Here is a 16,549-nt window from a genome sequence, read left to right on the forward strand (position 1 = left end):
TACCTCACGATGTGGTGCTAGCTGTACTGACCGGGGACGTTGGTCAATCGTGAGAACGGCGGTTGGTTGCCGCAGGCCGTGTGGGGCCGGTGGTGGTTGTCGTAGTCCAGCCGTCCAGTTCGCCGCGACGTTCGGCTTCGGAGGCGTAGCAGCGGGCGTAGGCCCAGCCGTCGGCCAGGGTGCGGTGGAATCTCTCGATCTTGCCGTTGGTCTGCGGCCGGTAGGGCCTGGTGCGTTTGTGCTTGATCCCGAGTTCGGCGCAGGTGTCGCGCCACAGGTGGGAGCGGTAGGCACCGCCATTGTCGGACAGGACCCGTTCGACGGTGACGCCTCGCTGGTTAGACCACTCGACGGCCCGGGCCAGTACGCCGGCTGCGGTGAGTGCCGTTTCGTCGTCGTGGATTTCGGCGTAGGCGACGCGGGAGTGGTCATCGGTGACGGTGTGGACGTAGGCCTTGCCCATCAACGGGTCCCGGTCCTTGTTCCGGGGCTTGCCCTGTGTGGCGGCCCGGTTCTTCTCGCCTTGCTGTCGGCCGACGTAGCGCCGGCCTCCGCCGTCGGGGATGTTGCCGAGCTTCTTCACGTCGACGTGGAGCATCGCGCCGGGGTGGTCGTGCTCGTGACGACGGACGGGTTCCCCCGTTGCGCGGTCGACATGTGAGAGCCGGTTCAAGCGGGCATCGACAAGGTTCCGGTGGACCGTCGATGGCGCGATCCCCAGCCGACTGGTCAACGGGACTGGTCCTTAGCGGAGACGCAGCCGGAGCTGGATGCAGCGTTTGGTCGTATTCGTATCGGTCCTGTTCGGCGAGTGGCGCGGTCGCGACGAGCGGTCCTGCATGGTCTCGCCCGCTCGGTACCGGTCTGCCCAGCGCTTCACCGTGGACCACGAGACCTGGAAGCGGGCAGCGACCTCGCTAATCGGCCAGCCATCATCCACGACGAGCTGGCCGACGATCAGGCGGCGGCGTGGGGTCAGTGCGGCATCGGGGTGGGACATGGACGTCCTCCAAGGTGTGATGGGCGGCCACCTCACGGTGGCCGCCCATCACAAGCGCCCCGCCGCGGAGCAACCGACGGAGAGTGTCAGTTGTTCTGGTTGCTCATTTCTGCGGCCCAGGCATCAACCCGGCGAGCTGATTCCTCATCGCTGAGGTCCTCGACGCGCGTCATCACCGACCACCGGATCCCGAACGGATCGCGGATGCTCCCGTAACGGTCACCAGAGACGAAACCCGTCACAGCCTCGCGCAGCACAGCGCCGCGAGCGACCGCGGTCTCAACGACCCTGTCCACGTTCGCGACGTATATGCCGAGGGAGAACGGCGCGTCTTCGGCCTCCGGATCCAGCGCCCGCAGGTGATAGGCCTCCATCGCCGACCCCAGTTGGAGGCGACCACACCCGAAGTCGAGCTCCGCGTGGATGATCATCCCCTCCATCTCGGTGGAGTTCAGTACGCGGGCACCGAATACGTCCGTGTAGAACTCCAATGCAGCCTTCGGATTCTTGAGCGCAACGAAGGGAGTCAGGCTGGAGAAGCCCTTCGGGCGACCGTTGTCGGTGTACTCGCCATGGGCGGGGGAAAATGGTGCCGTCGTCATGATCTGGACACTAGGGGCCAGTGACGTGGGTGGTCTTGTAGATTCCTGCCATGACCGCCACGTCTGACGTCAGCGGACGGGGTCCCTTGTTCCCAGCGGAGCTACCCTCGGATTTCGCCCGGATTCCACCAGGTCACCAGGACCTGGTGGCCTGGTGGTGGACCAGCACCTGGGACCTTCCCTCGGGGTACCACTCGTCGCAAGAACTCCTGGCCTTTCCTGCGAGCAACCTCGCCTTCGAAAGGGAGCACGTGCGATTCTGGGGCCCCACCACGCGGCGCTCCACACGAGTCCTGGTCGGGCAGGGATGGGTGCTTGGCGCCCTGCTGCGCCCCGCGGCAGTGCCCGCCTTCACCCAGCAGCCGGCGACCTGCCGCGACGACTCCCTCCCTGTCGCGGCACCGCAACTGCACGAAACAGTTCGGGCATCAGACAGCAACCTCGCCGATGTCGTCGACAAGGTCGAGACGTGGCTTGAAGGCCATGTGGGTCCGCTGACCGACGAGGCTCACCAAGCCAACCGATTGGCCGACCTTGCCATCACAGACTCCACCATCGCCACGGTGCAAGACCTCGCGGACGCCCTGGGGATCTCGACCCGGACGGTCAACCGCCTCACCACGAAATACGTGGGCCTGTCGCCCTACACCATGATCCGCCGGCGCCGCCTCCAAGAGGCGACCGAATGGATCCGTGGCAATCCGGATGAAGCGCTGGCCGATGTCGCAGTCCGCTACGGCTTCGTCGATCAGGCACACCTGAGTCGTGAAGCGCGCACCCTTCTTGGACTGACCCTTACGGACTACCGCGTGCGCACGATCAGGCCGTGACGATACGCACCTAGCCTCAATCGACGTGTCCGGTCAGTCCAGCTAGCCACCGGTCTTCTCCTACCAGGGAGGGGACGTCACGTGCTTCCCCGGCATCGTGGCTGGGCGGCGTGGCCGTCGGGAGGGGCCGTGCCTCAGCCCAGGGGTGACGGGCTCTGCGAGGTGTCCGGGGTGAGCGGGTCCGAGCCCACGGAACCGCGTGCCCGGGCGATGCCCGCCATGAGGTGGTAGACCACCAGGGCCGCGGCGGTGCCCAGGGCGATGCCCGCGAAGTCGAGCCCGGCGAAGGACCAGGTGTAGTCGCCGATGCCCACGATCATCGCGATCGCTGCTGTGGTGAGGTTGACCGGGTTGGAGAAGTCCACGCGGTTCTGCACCCAGATCCGTACGCCCAGCATGCCGATCATGCCGTAGAGCACGGTGGCCGCGCCGCCCAGCACGCCCTGGGGGACTGTCGCGACCGCCGCGCCGAACACGGGAGTGACACTGAGCAGGATCGCCACGAGGGCGGCCACCCAGTACGCGGCGGTCGAGTAGACCCGGGTGGCGGCCATGACGCCGATGTTCTCCGCGTACGTGGTGGTGCCGGAACCGCCGCCGGAGCCCGCGATCATGGTGGCCAGGCCGTCCGACATGATGGCGCGGCCGGTGTACGGATCGAGGTCGTCACCGGTCATCAGCGCCACGGACTTCACGTGCCCGATGTTCTCCGCGACCAGCACCAGGATCACCGGGATGAACAACCCCGCGAGGTTGAGGTGGAACTCCGGCGACTGGAAGTGGGGGAGGCCGAAGAGCCCCTGCGCGTCCCACGCGGCGCGGATCGAGGTGAAGTCCACCTCACCGCGGATCACGGCGGTGACGTAGCCAATCGCCACGCCCAGGAGGATGGACAGGCGGCCCAGCAGGCCGCGGAACAGCACGGAGATGAGGATGATCGAACCGAGTGTCACCAGCGCGGTGACGGGCGCGGCGGTGAAGTTCTCCTTGGCGGACGGTGCCAGGTTGAAGCCGATGAGCGCCACGATGGTGCCCGTGACCGCCGGCGGCATGAGCTTCTGCAGCCACCCGGTGCCCGCGATCTGCACGAGCAGCCCGATCAGGAACAGCGCGGCACCGGCCATGATCACGCCGCCGAGCGCGCCGCCCGGGCCGTACTGGTTCACGGACGCGGTGATCGGGGCGATGAACGCGAACGAGGACCCCAGGTAGCTGGGCACCCGCCCCGCCGTGATGACGAGGAACAGCACCGTGCCGATGCCCGAGAAGAACAGCGTGGTGGCCGGCGGGAAGCCCGTGAGCAGCGGCACCAGGAACGTGGCACCGAACATCGCCACCACGTGCTGCGCACCGATCGAGATGGTCCGCGGCCACGCCAGCCGCTCCCGCGGGGTCACCACGTCTCCGGGTGCCACGTGCCTGCCGTCCCCGTGCAGGCGCCAGTTCAGGCCCAGGCGGTCGACGATGCCCCCGCGCCGAGCAGGCGCATCCGTCTTGTCCCGTGCGGAGCCGAGCTTTGTCTGCGGCGGCTCATGCGACTCGCTGGGCTGGGGTTGAGGTGGCTGGGGCGGGGGCACAGACGAACTCATGGGGGCTCCTTGTCGACGGCGGCCCGGACCTGCCGCCCACGGAATTCTATTCGGTACTGGTCGCTACCGGTCTGTCTGCGGCGGCGCCCGGCGCGTTCTGCCGGCCCGGTGCGGCGGGGTGCCGGGCAGCCGCGTGCACCCCGCCGCACCGGACTGGTGCCGGGACGGTGAGCGCGGCGCAGGGCTCGTCAAGCTGCGGTGCCCCGCAGGAAACGGAAGAGGCGTGCGGGAGGTGGCCGTGCGGCGTCGGCGCCCCCTGGCGGGAAACCTACGGGCGAGTAAGGTTGGTGACGAGGGCCACGCCCGTGGTCCCTGGACTCGCGGGAGACCGCCTCCTGCGGGGAGACTCACGAGGAAGTGGGAGAACCCATCATGGCTGAGCTGCAGAACCTCACCGTCATCGGATCCGGAGTGCTCGGGTCCCAGATCGCGTTCCAGGCGGCGTACTTCGGCAAGACCGTGACCGTGTACGACATCAGCGAGGAGATCGTCGGGGCGCTGCCCGGCAAGTGGGAGAAGCTGTCCCTGCTGTACACGCGGGACATGGCGGCCACCCCCGAGCAACTGGAGGCGGCCAAGGCCCGGTTGAGCGGCACCACGGATCTCGAGGCGGCCCTGCAGGACGCGGACATCGTGATCGAGGCGGTGCCCGAGAACCTCGAGCTCAAGAAGAAGGTGTGGTCCCAGATCGGTGCGGCCGCGCCGGAGAAGACCGTCCTGTGCACCAACTCGTCCACGCTGCTGCCCAGCGACATCGCGGAGGCCACGGGCCACCCGGAGCGGTTCCTGGCGCTGCACTTCGCCAACGAGGTGTGGCGCAACAACACCGGCGAGGTCATGGGCCACGCCGGCACGGACCCCGCGGCAGTGCAGGCCGTCCTGCAGTTCGCGGAGGAGATCGGGATGGTGCCGATCCACATCCAGAAGGAGCAGGCCGGCTACATCCTCAACACCCTGCTGGTCCCGTTCCTCACGGCGGCATCGCACTTGTGGGTCAACGACATCGCACAGGCCGAGGACATCGACAAGACCTGGCGCACCGCCACCGGTTCTCCCCTGGGCCCCTTCCAGATCCTGGACCACGTGGGCATGGAGACCTATTACCAGATCAACATGAATGCGGGGACCGAGGAGTCCCAGCGGGTTGCGGAACGCGTGAAGCGGGAGTTCATCGACCAGGGTCACATGGGGCGCAGCTCCGGGCAGGGGTTCTACACGTACGAGTGATGCCCCGGCCGAGCCCCGGCGCGGAGCCGCACGCGGCCGCGGCCCACGCCGGGCAATAACGGAGCACAGGCAGATCTGAGCGCCATTTTCTGTGTTCGCTCCGTTATGGCACGTCTCCTGCGGGACTCATTCCGCCGCAGCGGCCCTGCAGGCGGGCGCGTCCCCGTCGCACGGCCTGACGACGCCGCAGGGTGACCCCTCGCGCGCAGCCGACGGCGCGGCGTCGCCGGGTGTCGCGGCACCCGAAGCGACTTCGGACGGGAGCCCGGGCGCGGTCCCGGGAACGGCCCGAGCGGCGCCGCCCCCGTCTGCCGTCCCCGGCGCGAACGCCGCGGGGCGCACCCTTGGGGACGTCCCCGGCGGGCCGCTAGCCTGAACCCGTGCACCCCGCAGAGCTGAGCCCGGCCACCCAGGACTACCTGAAGACCATCTGGCGGCTGGGCGAGTGGGAGCCGGAGCGGGTGACCACCACGTCGCTGGCCGCGCGCATGGGCCTGGCGGCCTCCACCGTCTCGGAGGCGCTGAAGAAGCTCACCGCACAGGGCCTGGTGACCCGGCCCGCGTACGGGGTCGTCGAGCTCACCGAGCAGGGGCGGGACGTGGCCGTGCACATGGTGCGCCGCCACCGCATCCTGGAGATGTTCCTGGCCACCGAGCTGGGCTACGCGTGGGACGAGATCCACGACGAGGCCGAGGTCCTCGAGCATGCCGTCACCGACCGATTCATTGACCGTGTGGACGCCAAGCTCGGCCACCCGTCCGAGGACCCGCACGGGGATGCGATCCCCTCACGGGACGGGGTGGTCACCCCCGCCCCGGCCGTTCCGCTCGCGGACGTCACCCACCCGGAGCCCGTGCGGGTCACGCGCGTCTCGGACGAGAGCCCCGAGACCCTGCGGGTGCTCGCCGAGGCGGGGATCCAGCCGGGCGCGGTGCTGCGGGTGCTCCCGGGCCCGGCCCGCAGCGCCACGGTGCAGGTGCGGGTGGCCGGTGGGGGCACGACGCCGGAAGGTGGCCTTCTCGGGGACGGCTCGCCAGCCGATCGGCAGACGCAGACCTCTCCCGGTACCCAGGGCGCGGACGTGATCTGGGGTGACGCCCTGGAACTCGGCATCCTCATGGCGGAGGCCGTCTGGGTGCAGGCCCTCACCCACGCGGGCTGAACGGGACGGCCGCTCGCCGGGCCGGCTGCGGACAGCATCAGCCTCGCGCTGGACCGGTCGATGCCTCCCCGGGCAGCAGGGTTCTCTGCCGTGTCCGGCGCCGCCGCGGGCCCACAAGGTGAACAGCAGGTGACCGGAACATGTCCTACCCTTGAAAAAACACGAACTCGAACGCGACGGCACACCATGCCCGGGCCGCGGCGGTGCGGGTTGGCACCGGATGATCCAGGAACACGAGGTCCAGACATGTCCGAGGGTTTTCTGCGCGTGGGCAGGCGAGTGGGCCGCTGGACGGGTCGCGGGCTCTGCTACGGCCTGATCTGGCTGGGACTGACCCTGCTCGCGGCGGGCGGGATCATCCGGCACTACTGGGGCCAGATCTCGGTGGGGCAGATGCGCATGAACCTGATGTCCGTGCAGGCAGACGGTGGCGGCGGGTCCGTGGTGTGGATCTCCGTGCTGGTCATCGGGGTACTTCCCCTCCTGGTCACCGTGGGCATCGCCTTCGCGCGTCGGGCGTGGGTCCGCAGAGCACGACGCGCGCAGGGCACCCGGTCGTCCCGCGGCGTCGTGCGCTCGGCCTCCGCCGTGACCGTGGCGGCGGTGTTCGTGGCCGGGAGCACGAGCTTCGCGTCCGCGGTGGACCTGCCCCAGTACGTCAAGGCCGTGAAGTCCCCTCACGACATCGGCTCCACGTACGTCCAGCCCACCATCACGAGTGACGCGGACAAGCGCAACCTGGTGGTCATCTACCTGGAGTCCGGGGAGGCCACGCTCGCGGACGACCAGCTGTTCGAGAAGAACGCCTTCGCTCCGCTCGAGGAGGTCACCCGGCCCGAGGACGGGTGGCGCAGCGCCGAGGACTTCCAGCAGTACGAGGGCGGTGGCTGGACCATGGCCGGGATCGTCTCCACGCAGTGCGGGATCCCGCTCAAGGAGTCGGGTGACGCAGGCTCCGCCGACATCGGCGCCGGGCAGGAACAGTATCTGGGTGGCGTGACCTGCCTGGGGGACGTGCTGCAGAACCACGGGTACACGAACACGTTCCTGGGCGGGGCCAACTCCTCCTTCGCGGGCAAGGACACGTTCCTGCGAAGCCACGGCTACACCGAGGACAAGGGTCTGGAGGACTGGCGTGCGGCGGGCGAGTCCGCGGAGAACTTCCGCAGCGACTGGGGCCTGAGTGACGAGCGGCTCATGGCCCACGCCAAGGACGAGGTGGACCGCCTGCACGCCGAGTCCGAGCGCACGGGCCAGCCGTTCAACCTGTCCATGCTGACCCTGGACACCCACGAACCCGTCCACGTCTACAACTCGTGCGACGTGGACACCCAGAACCAGGTGACCTCCGTGTTCGCGTGCTCCATGACCCAGGTGGCCGGGTTCGTGGAGCACATGAAGACCCAGGGCTACCTGGAGGACACCTCCGTGGTGATCATGGGCGACCACCTCAAGCACATGAGCGCGGGGGACGCCTTCCACGATCAGCTGGACCACCACCCCAACCGCACCGTGTTCAACCGCGTGTGGATCCCGGGCGAGACCGCCGGGCAGCCCCTGCGGGCCGGGGCGGACCAGCTCAGCATGTACCCCACTCTTCTGGAGGCGGCGGGACTCTCGGTGCACGACGGCGCCGCGGGCCTCGGCACGTCCGTCCGGCGGCAGGAGCCTCCCCAGGGCTCGGCGCAGGCGATGGACCCGGAGGAGTACCAGCAGCTGCTGGACTCGCGCTCCGCGGACTTCTACTCGCGGGCATGGGACCCCGAGAACCCGGTGGGATGACCCCCTGACCCCTCCGGGTGGCTACTTCCCACCCGCCTGCGTCCCGCCGGTCAGCCCGGCACGGATGCGGCCCGCTGCCTCCCGGGCGCGCGTGCGCGCCGAGCCCGCCTCGTCCCGGGCGCGGCGGGCGGCGGTGCGGAGGTAGTCTGCGCTCTGGGCCGTGAACCCCTTGCGCCCGATGGTGCGGTGCTGCAGCTCGATCACCGCCTCGGCGGCGTCCGGACGGGAGTCCGAGGCCAGGGCGATGACCTTGTCCCCATGCCGCCGCCACAGATTGCGGCTGGTGCGTGTCATGGCGGCCAGGGTCTGCTCCGGCTCGCGAGTGAGATCCACCCACCGCGTGTACGCGGGCTGGATGTCCCGCGGGGCCGGCCGTGCTTCGAGCCGGTGCAGACCCGCGGCGATCGCGGGTGTCGTGGCGTTCTGCCGCTGCACGGCGGCCGCGAAGGCCGTGCCCACCGGGGACGGCACCTGTGGCTCCACCCGCAACCACGCCACCGAGTGCTCTCGCGCCGCCGAGCGCAGTTCGCGCACCGCGTCGGGCAGAAGCTCGGGGTGCGCCAGGGCCGGGCCCGTACGGGGTGTACCAGACCACCCCGGCACGGGAGCGCTCCTCGACGACGAGGGCGTGCCACCCGGCGCAGTCAAGGGTCTGAGCGCGTCGCGAGAGACCGGTCAGGAAGTGCTGCCAGGGCTCGGCCTGCAGCACGCTGGACGGGCCGAGGCCTGTCAGGGGTCCGGTTGGGCGTGGGCGTGCCTCATGCGGGGTGCTCATCCTTGAGCGTCTGCCCCCCTGCAAGGGAGCGACCTGGGGCCGCGGAGGTCGATCCTCCTCAGATAGCCAACCTCACCGACCCGCAACATCACCCGTGCGGCGTGTTCCCGTGCGATGGCGGCGTTTCCTCCGCCGCACGCCAGAGAATCGTGTCTCCGCACTGCCCCTCCCCAGGAGGACTGCCAGCTGGGACGGCGGACGCCCGGCCGCATCCGAGGGACGCACCGTCGGGGTGAGCTGAGCGGAACGGCCGGTGGGTCGCGCCTGCGGCGCGCACCACCGGCCGTCCAGCCGTGGGGAGGAACCGGCACGGAATCAGCCGGGCCAGCAGTGTCCTCCCCGTCTCACGGCCGGGAGATCACTGCTCCCGGACCACCGCCGGGTGCAGCAGGGCGCGCCGACCCGGCGTGCTCTGCACACTGGCGAGCGACGTCCCGGGGTCGAACGAGGCCGCAGCCCCGCGCTGCAGCGTGTGGAACCGTTCCAGCAGGGCGGGGTCGTGGCACCACCACGTGCGGGTCTCGCCGTCCGGGAACGTGGCCTGCACCGTGTTCCCGTGCGGGGGGTCCAGCTCCACCCGGACCCACCGGTCCCGGTTCTCGGAAGCCAGGCGGGCCTGGATGTAGTGTGCGTTGTGCCCCGGGTGGTAGCTCCGGCAGGCGGAACCGTCCTCCGGGTGGATGCACGGGTGTTCGGGGGTGTGAACGGAGACGCTCATGATGGTGACCTTTCGCAGTCTTCCGCGCGGCGGGTGCCGGGCGGCGGATCTTCCTCCGGGGGCACCGGGTGCGAACAACCGGTTGCCAGCCGACCAGCCGGAGGGCTGATGGTCGGGCTTCTTGATCCGGGGACATCACAGCACAGTGCTCAGACAGGCACAAGCGTCGGTGCTGTCCGACGACAAAGAGGGGCCGCCGAGTGGCACGGGAGGGAGCACCCCGTACCGCTCAGCGGCCCCTGGACAGCCTGCCAGCGCGGGACGTGCCCGCACCGCGGCACTCAGCCGATCACCGAGTCCACCAGCGCCTTCGCCTCCTGCTGGACCTGCTTCAGGTGCTCCTCGCCCTTGAAGGACTCCGCGTAGATCTTGTAGACGTCCTCCGTGCCGGAGGGGCGGGCCGCGAACCAGGCGTTCTCCGTGGTGACCTTCAGTCCGCCGATCGCCGCGCCGTTGCCGGGTGCCTCTGTGAGCTTGGCGGTGATGCGCTCACCGGCCAGGGTGTCCGCGGTGACCTGCTCGGGGGACAGCTTCTTGAGCGCGGCCTTCTGCTCGCGGTTCGCCGGGGCGTCAATGCGCTGGTAGACGGGGTCGCCGAACTGCTCGGTGAGCTCGCGGTAGCGCTGAGAAGGCGTCTTGCCGGTGCGCGCGGTGATCTCCGCAGCGAGCAGGGCCATGATGATGCCGTCCTTGTCCGTGGTCCACGCGGAGCCGTCCAGCCGCAGGAAGGACGCACCGGCGGACTCCTCGCCGCCGAAGCCGACGGAGCCGTCCAGCAGACCGGGGACAAACCACTTGAAGCCCACGGGCACCTCGTCCAGGCGCCGCCCCAGGGACTCGGCCACGCGGTCGATGATGGAGGAGGAGACCAGGGTCTTGCCCACCCCGGCGTCCTCCCGCCAGCCCTCGCGGTTGCGGTAGAGGTAGTCGATGGCCACGGCGAGGTAGTGGTTGGGGTTCATGAGCCCGGCGTCCGGGGTGACGATGCCGTGGCGGTCGCTGTCGGCGTCGTTGCCCGTGGCGATGTCGTAGCGGTCCCTGTTGCCGATCAGGGATGCCATGGCGAACGGGGAGGAGCAGTCCATGCGGATCTTCTCGTCCCAGTCCAGGGTCATGAACGCCCACTGCGGGTCCACGGTGGGGTTCACGACGTCGAGGTTCAGCCCGAAGCGCCGGCCGATCTCCTCCCAGTACGCGACCGAGGCGGAACCCATGGGGTCCGCGCCGATGTGCAGCCCGGACTTCCGGATGGCGTCGAGGTCGATGATCTGCGGCAGCGCGGCCACGTAGCTGTCCAGGAAGTCGAAGGTCCCGGTGGTCTCCGCGGCGGCGGCCTCCTCCAGGGGCACCCGCTCCACGCCATCGAGGCCCGCCGCGATGAGGTCGTTGGCGCGGTTCGCGATCCACTCGGTGGCGTCCGTGTCCGCGGGACCGCCGTGCGGGGGGTTGTACTTGAAGCCGCCGTCCGTGGGCGGGTTGTGGGACGGGGTGATCACGATGCCATCCGCGCGGTCCTCGGGCTCGGAGGCGTTGTACGTGAGGATTGCGTGGGACAGCGCCGGGGTGGGCGTGAAGCCGTCCCGGGAGTCCAGCAGGGTGCGCACGCCGTTGGCCGCGAGCACCTGCAGCGCGGTGTCCTGCGCGGGTCCGGACAGCGCGTGCGTGTCCTTGCCCATGAACAGGGGGCCGGTGATGCCCTGCGCCGTGCGGTACTCCACGATCGCCTGGGTGATCGCCGCAATGTGGTTCTCGTTGAACGAGGTCTTCAGTGAGGACCCGCGGTGCCCGGAGGTGCCGAACACCACGCGCTGGTCAGGATCGTCCGCGTCCGGTACGCGGTCGAAGTACGCGGCCAGGAGCTGGTCGATGTCCACGAGGTCACTGGGTTGGGCGACGGTGCCCGCACGGTTGGTCATGTCACCAACCTAGTCCCGAATCCGCGTCCCGTCAGGCGGCACATCCAGTTCCGTGCGTGCCGGATCCTGCCAGGGATGGCGACGCCGCGCGGGGGGGATGCCTTCGTCACGGTCACGGGGACTCGACGGCGGCACGTGGCCGTCCCGCGGAATTGGGCGCTGCGGTCCGGGGGAGGGGGCGCGGCGAGACGGCGGGTCAGGCGACGAGGTGCGCGCGCGGCGTCGTCGCCGGGTCCAGCTGGGCGACGAGCGCGAGCAGCCGGGCCTCCGAGGACGGTCCGCCGATCAGCTGGACGCCCATGGGCACGGGGCCCGGGTAGTCGCCCGTGGCGGGAACGGCCCACGTGGTGGGGTACGTGATGGCAGGCAGTCCCACCACGTTCACCACGGACGTCCACGGCGTGTACTGGCACTGGCGCTCGTAGTCCTGGTCCGCCCCAGCGGGGTCCGCGATGTCGTACCCCTCGTGGAACCACCCCACGGGCCGGGGCGGCATGGCCAGCGCGGGCGTCAGGAGCATGTCCAGGTCCGCGAACCGCCGGATCACGTCCGCCTCGATGCCGCGCAGCACGGCCACGGCGTCCGCGAGCTCCACGGCCCCTCGCTGCAGGGCGCGGGCGCGGAACGTGCGCGCGAGTCCGGTGAGCAGGTGCTCCCGGCCCTCCAGGGGCAGCTGGCCCGTGGCGGTGGTCCACAGGGCGGAAAAAGCCTCGGGGTAGGCGGGATCGAATCCGAGGTCCACAGTCTCCACCGTGTGCCCGAGATCCTCGAGCTGCCGCACGCCCCGCTCCAGGGCGGTGCGCGCCTCGGGGGAGACCTGCACGTCGTAGGTGCCGTCGAACGGGGACTGCGTGGTCACGCCGATCCGCAGGGGCCGCTCGCCCCAGGGCGTGTCTCCGCGGTGGGCGGCGCGGACGACGTCGCGGAAGGAGTTCTCAGGTGCTGCCGCCACGGGCCGCGGGATCCGGTCGTGGCCGGGGGTGCGGCACAGCACGTCCATGAGCAGGGCGGCGTCCTCAGCGGTGCGGGCAATCGGCCCGTTCACGCCCAGCTGCCCCACGTTGGAGAGCGCGTCGCTGCTGGGGACCCGACCGCGGTTGGGCTTCAGCCCGATGAGACCGCACGCCGCGGCGGGGATGCGCACGGAGCCGCCGCCGTCCGAGCCGATCGCGCCCGGCAGGATCCCCGCCGCGACCGTCGCGGCCTGACCCCCGGACGATCCACCGGGGGAGCAGTCCAGGGCGAACGGGTTGCGTGCCGCCGGGTACATGCGGTTCTCGGAATAGCTGTTGAGCAGGAACTCTGGCACCTGCGTCTTGCCCAGGATCACGGCCCCGGCGGCCTCGAGCGTCCCGGAGAGCTCGTCGGAACGCTGAGCGCGGGCCAGATCACCGTGCCCGTCCCGCGATGCGAGGCTGCCCCAGGAGGTGGGCATCCCGGCGACGTCGTGCCCGTCCTTGAGCGCGGTGGGAACCCCCAGCAGCGCGGGCAGGGTGGTCAACCCACCGGGGGCGTCCGAGGCACGGCCGGTCCCGCCTCGGACTGTGTCGGCCGGGCGCTGGCCCGCGGACAGCCTCTCGTCCGCGGCGCGGGCGCTGACCAGTGCCGCATCCCGCGCCACGTGGACGAACGCCCCCAGATGCCCGTTCAGCGCGTCGATGCGGTCCAGGGCGTCCGAGGTGAGTGCCTCGCTGGTCGTCTCACCGCGGCGCAGCGCCGCCACGGTCTCGGTCAGGGTGGGGAAGTGCTCCATGGGATCCTCTCGCGCACGGTCGGTGGACGGTGGTGGATCAGGCCGTGGGCGTCGTGGCGGGAGCCGCGGCTCTGGGTGTCTGGCGGCGTCGCAGGTTGCGGCGCACGAGCGGCCAGAACACGGCCAGCACACCGACGGCCACGAGGCTCGTCCACACCTGGGTGCGGCTCGCGTCGTCCGAGACCAGCATGACCACCACGATCCCCGCGACGGCCACGATCACCAGGATGCCGAGCCACGGGTGCAGCCATATCTTCAGCTTGAGGTTGGCGCGCTCCTCGGGGCTCATCCGCGAGCGCAGCTTCATCTGGGTGATCGCCACGAACACGTACACGAACAGAGCCACGAGACCCGCAGAGTTCATGATGAAGTCGAAGATCCCGGACTCCGGGGCCAGGAAGTTCACGAACACCGCCGCATATCCGCCCAGGGTGGAGGCAATCACGGCGACCACGGGAACGCCGTTCTTGGACTTCCGTGCCACGATGCGCGGAGCCAGTCCTTCCGCCGCGAGAGCGGAGAACATTCGCGCTGCGGAATACAGCCCGGAGTTCAGCACGGAGCACACTGCGGTGAAGATGACGATGCTCATGATCATCTCCGCGCCGGGCACCCCGAAGAGGTCGAAGACGTACACGAACGGTGCCTGCTCGTCCGGGTCCGGAAGCTGGTTCCACGGCACGATGGTCACGATCAGCAGGATGGAGCCCACGAAGAAGATCAGGATGCGCCACACCACGGTCACGGTGGCCTGGCGGATGCCCTTGGCGGGGTCCTCGGACTCCGCGGCGGCCATCACGGCGATCTCCGTGCCGAAGTAGGAGAAGATCACCACGGCCACGCCTGAGACTACGGCCCAGCCACCCTCAGGGGCGAAGCCGCCGTGCTGCCACAGGTTCGGGATCGAGAAGCCGGCGCCGGGCCACAGCCCGAACGCGAAGAGGGTCCCCACGGCGAGGAACGCGACGATCACCGCCACCTTGACGCTCGCGAGCCAGAACTCCACTTCCCCGAACGAGCGCACGGAGATCAGGTTGGTGCCCGTGAAGATCAGCAGCAGGATCACGGAGCCCAGCCACACGGGCATGGCTGGGAACCACCCCGCGAGCAGCGATCCACCCACCACGGCCTCGAACGCGATCACACCCACCCAGAAGTACCAGTAGAGCCATCCCACGAAGTAGCCGGCCCATTCCCCGAGGCCCACGCGCGCGTACTCCATGAAGGAGCCCACGGCCGGCCGGGCGGCGGCCATCTCGCCGAGCATCCGCATGGCCAGGAACACGAGCAGCCCGCCCAGCAGGTAGGACAGCACTGCGGCCGGTCCGACCATGCGGATCACGTTGCCGGAGCCCACGAACAGGCTCGCGCCGATGATCCCGCCCAGCGTGATCATGGTGACGTGGCGTGATCGCAGGGCCTTGTGGGTGATCTCGGGGGAGTCTCCGCCGGCCGCAGTGGCCGTGGTGGCCGCGGAGCTGCCGGAGGGTGCGCCGCCGTGCGGTGCGCCGTCGTTGCTCATCAGAGTTCCTTTCGGCCGTCGGCCGGGTGCAGGGTGGAACGGGCCGGTGCCTGATGCTGAGTGCGGGCGGCAGGTTCCGGGTGGGACAGGTGAGTTCTACCACAGACGGTGTGACAGGGGTGTTTCGTGCGCGGCCTCCGCACCTCCACATCCCCGTACTGCGTGCTGCGGAGCCGAGGCAGCAAAGGCGCGGCGCGGCGTCGTCGTCGGAACCGAGGAAGAGCGGGCGGGCAGCAACCGGAGAACCGGTCACCGCCCGCCCGCTGGGGACGCTCCTCGTGGAGCGCGTGGCGTCAGATCCTCGGGATCAGGCGCCGGCATCCTCGATGGCCTTGGCGAAGACGCGCAGGCCGTCGCGCAGCAGGTCGAAGTCGATGACCAGCGGGGGCAGCAGGCGCACAATGTTGCCGTAGGTGCCGCAGGTCAGAATGGCTACACCCTTCTCGAGGCAGGTGGCCGCGATCTGCTTGGCCGCCTCCGGGTTCGGGTCCTTGGAACCGGGCTCCACGAACTCCAGCGCAATCAACGCGCCGCGTCCGCGCAGCTCGCCCACGATCGGGGAGGACTCGGCGAGGGAGCCGAGCTCCTCCTTGATGATCGACTCGATCTCGAGCGCGCGGTCCACGAGGTCCCACTCCTCGATGGTCTCCAGGGCGCCCAGCGCGGCCGCGCAGGCCACGGGGTTGCCGCCGTAGGTACCGCCCAGACCACCGCCGTGCACGGCGTCCATGATCTCGGCACGGCCCACCACGCCGGACAGCGGCATGCCGCCGGCGATGCCCTTGGCGAAGGTCACCAGGTCCGGCTCCACGCCCTCGTACTCGGACGCGAACCAGCGGCCCGCGCGGGCCACGCCGGCCTGCACCTCGTCCGCCACGAACACGGCGCCGTTGTCCCGGCACCAGGAGGACAGCGCGGGCAGGAAGCCCTCGGCGGGGACGATGAAGCCGCCCTCACCCTGGATGGGCTCAATGACCACGGCGGCCACGTTCTCCGCGCCCACCTGTTTCTCCACGATGCCCAGCGCGCGGCGGGCGGCCTCCTCGCCCGTCATGCCCTCCGGATCCCGGAACGGGTAGGACATGGGAACGCGGTAGACCTCGTTGGCGAACGGTCCGAAGCCCTGCTTGTAGGGCATCACCTTGGCGGTCATGGCCATCGTGAGGTTCGTGCGGCCGTGGTAGGCGTGGTCGAAGACGACCACTGCCTGACGCTTCGTGTGCACCCGCGCGATCTTCACGGCGTTCTCCACGGCTTCGGAGCCGGAGGTGAACAGCGCGGTGCGCTTTTCGAACGAGCCGGGGGTCAGCGCGGCGATCTTCTCGCCCACGCTCACGTAGTCCTCGTACGGGGTGACCATGAAGCACGTGTGCGTGAACTTGGCCACGGCGTCCTGCACGCGCGAGACCACCTTGGGTGCGGAGGCACCCACGGAGGTCACGGCGATGCCGGAGCCGAGGTCCACGAGCTGGTTGCCGTCCACGTCCCGGATCACGCCGCCGTCCAGCTCGTCCGCGAAGACGGGCAGGGAGGAGGCGACGCCAGCCGAGACGGCCTTCTTGCGGCGTTCCGTCAGCGCCTGGGACTTGGGGCCGGGGATGCTGGTCTTGAGCTCGCGCTTCTGAGGGAGCCGGTACTCGATGTCTGCCATGTGGGTGTTCCTTTCGTGCAG

Annotated in this window: 12 protein-coding genes, 1 pseudogene and 1 riboswitch; of the genes and pseudogenes, 4 read left to right on the forward strand and 9 right to left on the reverse strand. The window is 69.9% G+C overall.

Features of this window, described 5'->3' with window-relative positions:
• Positions 1-17: 17 nt before the first annotated feature.
• A pseudogene (locus tag B3G12_RS10740) lies at positions 18-1,000 on the reverse strand (IS481 family transposase).
• Positions 1,001-1,086: 86 nt separating this feature from the next.
• The gene (locus B3G12_RS10745; protein ID WP_290500301.1) at positions 1,087-1,602 is read right to left on the reverse strand and encodes a VOC family protein; all 516 of its coding nucleotides are present in this window, start codon (positions 1,600-1,602) and stop codon (positions 1,087-1,089) included.
• A 50-nt stretch (positions 1,603-1,652) separates the two neighbouring features.
• Here B3G12_RS10745 and B3G12_RS10750 point away from each other — a divergent pair, with 50 nt between their 5' ends.
• Positions 1,653-2,432 (forward strand): helix-turn-helix domain-containing protein, encoded by a 780-nt coding sequence (locus tag B3G12_RS10750; protein WP_144943065.1) that lies wholly within the window; start codon positions 1,653-1,655, stop codon positions 2,430-2,432.
• A gap of 134 nt (positions 2,433-2,566) precedes the next feature.
• On the opposite strand, the gene B3G12_RS10755 is transcribed toward B3G12_RS10750, so the two are convergent.
• Positions 2,567-4,021, reverse strand: a complete 1,455-nt coding sequence (locus B3G12_RS10755; protein WP_244944875.1) for a uracil-xanthine permease family protein — start codon at positions 4,019-4,021, stop codon at positions 2,567-2,569.
• Between the two features lie 372 nt (positions 4,022-4,393).
• Between B3G12_RS10755 and B3G12_RS10760 the strand changes: the two genes are divergently transcribed.
• The 3 genes from B3G12_RS10760 (at position 4,394) to B3G12_RS10770 (ending at position 8,193) form a co-directional block, all read left to right on the forward strand.
• Entirely contained in the window at positions 4,394-5,248 is an 855-nt protein-coding gene (locus tag B3G12_RS10760; RefSeq protein WP_290500304.1) for a 3-hydroxyacyl-CoA dehydrogenase, read from the forward strand.
• Between the two features lie 380 nt (positions 5,249-5,628).
• Complete coding sequence (locus tag B3G12_RS10765; RefSeq protein WP_290500305.1) at positions 5,629-6,411, forward strand: metal-dependent transcriptional regulator; 783 nt, start codon at positions 5,629-5,631, stop codon at positions 6,409-6,411.
• A 246-nt stretch (positions 6,412-6,657) separates the two neighbouring features.
• The gene (locus B3G12_RS10770; protein ID WP_145011619.1) at positions 6,658-8,193 is read left to right on the forward strand and encodes an LTA synthase family protein; all 1,536 of its coding nucleotides are present in this window, start codon (positions 6,658-6,660) and stop codon (positions 8,191-8,193) included.
• A gap of 21 nt (positions 8,194-8,214) precedes the next feature.
• Here the strand turns inward: B3G12_RS10770 and B3G12_RS10775 are convergent, their stop codons facing one another.
• The 6 genes from B3G12_RS10775 to gabT form a co-directional block, all read right to left on the reverse strand.
• Entirely contained in the window at positions 8,215-8,796 is a 582-nt protein-coding gene (locus B3G12_RS10775; RefSeq protein WP_244944874.1) for a hypothetical protein, read from the reverse strand.
• A 530-nt stretch (positions 8,797-9,326) separates the two neighbouring features.
• Positions 9,327-9,686, reverse strand: a complete 360-nt coding sequence (locus B3G12_RS10780; RefSeq protein WP_144943069.1) for a hypothetical protein — start codon at positions 9,684-9,686, stop codon at positions 9,327-9,329.
• 11 nt (positions 9,687-9,697) lie between these two features.
• Positions 9,698-9,813, reverse strand: a riboswitch (SAM riboswitch).
• A gap of 154 nt (positions 9,814-9,967) precedes the next feature.
• Positions 9,968-11,602 (reverse strand): phosphoglucomutase (alpha-D-glucose-1,6-bisphosphate-dependent), encoded by a 1,635-nt coding sequence (pgm, locus tag B3G12_RS10785; protein ID WP_290500307.1) that lies wholly within the window; start codon positions 11,600-11,602, stop codon positions 9,968-9,970.
• Between the two features lie 196 nt (positions 11,603-11,798).
• Positions 11,799-13,355: an amidase gene (locus B3G12_RS10790; RefSeq protein WP_290500309.1), complete on the reverse strand. Its 1,557-nt coding sequence runs from the start codon at positions 13,353-13,355 to the stop codon at positions 11,799-11,801.
• A 37-nt stretch (positions 13,356-13,392) separates the two neighbouring features.
• Complete coding sequence (locus tag B3G12_RS10795; protein WP_290500311.1) at positions 13,393-14,877, reverse strand: amino acid permease; 1,485 nt, start codon at positions 14,875-14,877, stop codon at positions 13,393-13,395.
• Positions 14,878-15,184: 307 nt separating this feature from the next.
• A complete protein-coding gene (gabT, locus tag B3G12_RS10800; RefSeq protein ID WP_290500313.1) occupies positions 15,185-16,528 on the reverse strand; it encodes a 4-aminobutyrate--2-oxoglutarate transaminase in 1,344 nt (447 codons plus the stop codon).
• Positions 16,529-16,549 lie beyond the last annotated feature (21 nt).

It is taken from the genome of Kocuria sp. UBA5001, assembly GCF_002398425.1.
GTDB lineage: Bacteria > Actinomycetota > Actinomycetes > Actinomycetales > Micrococcaceae > Kocuria > Kocuria salsicia.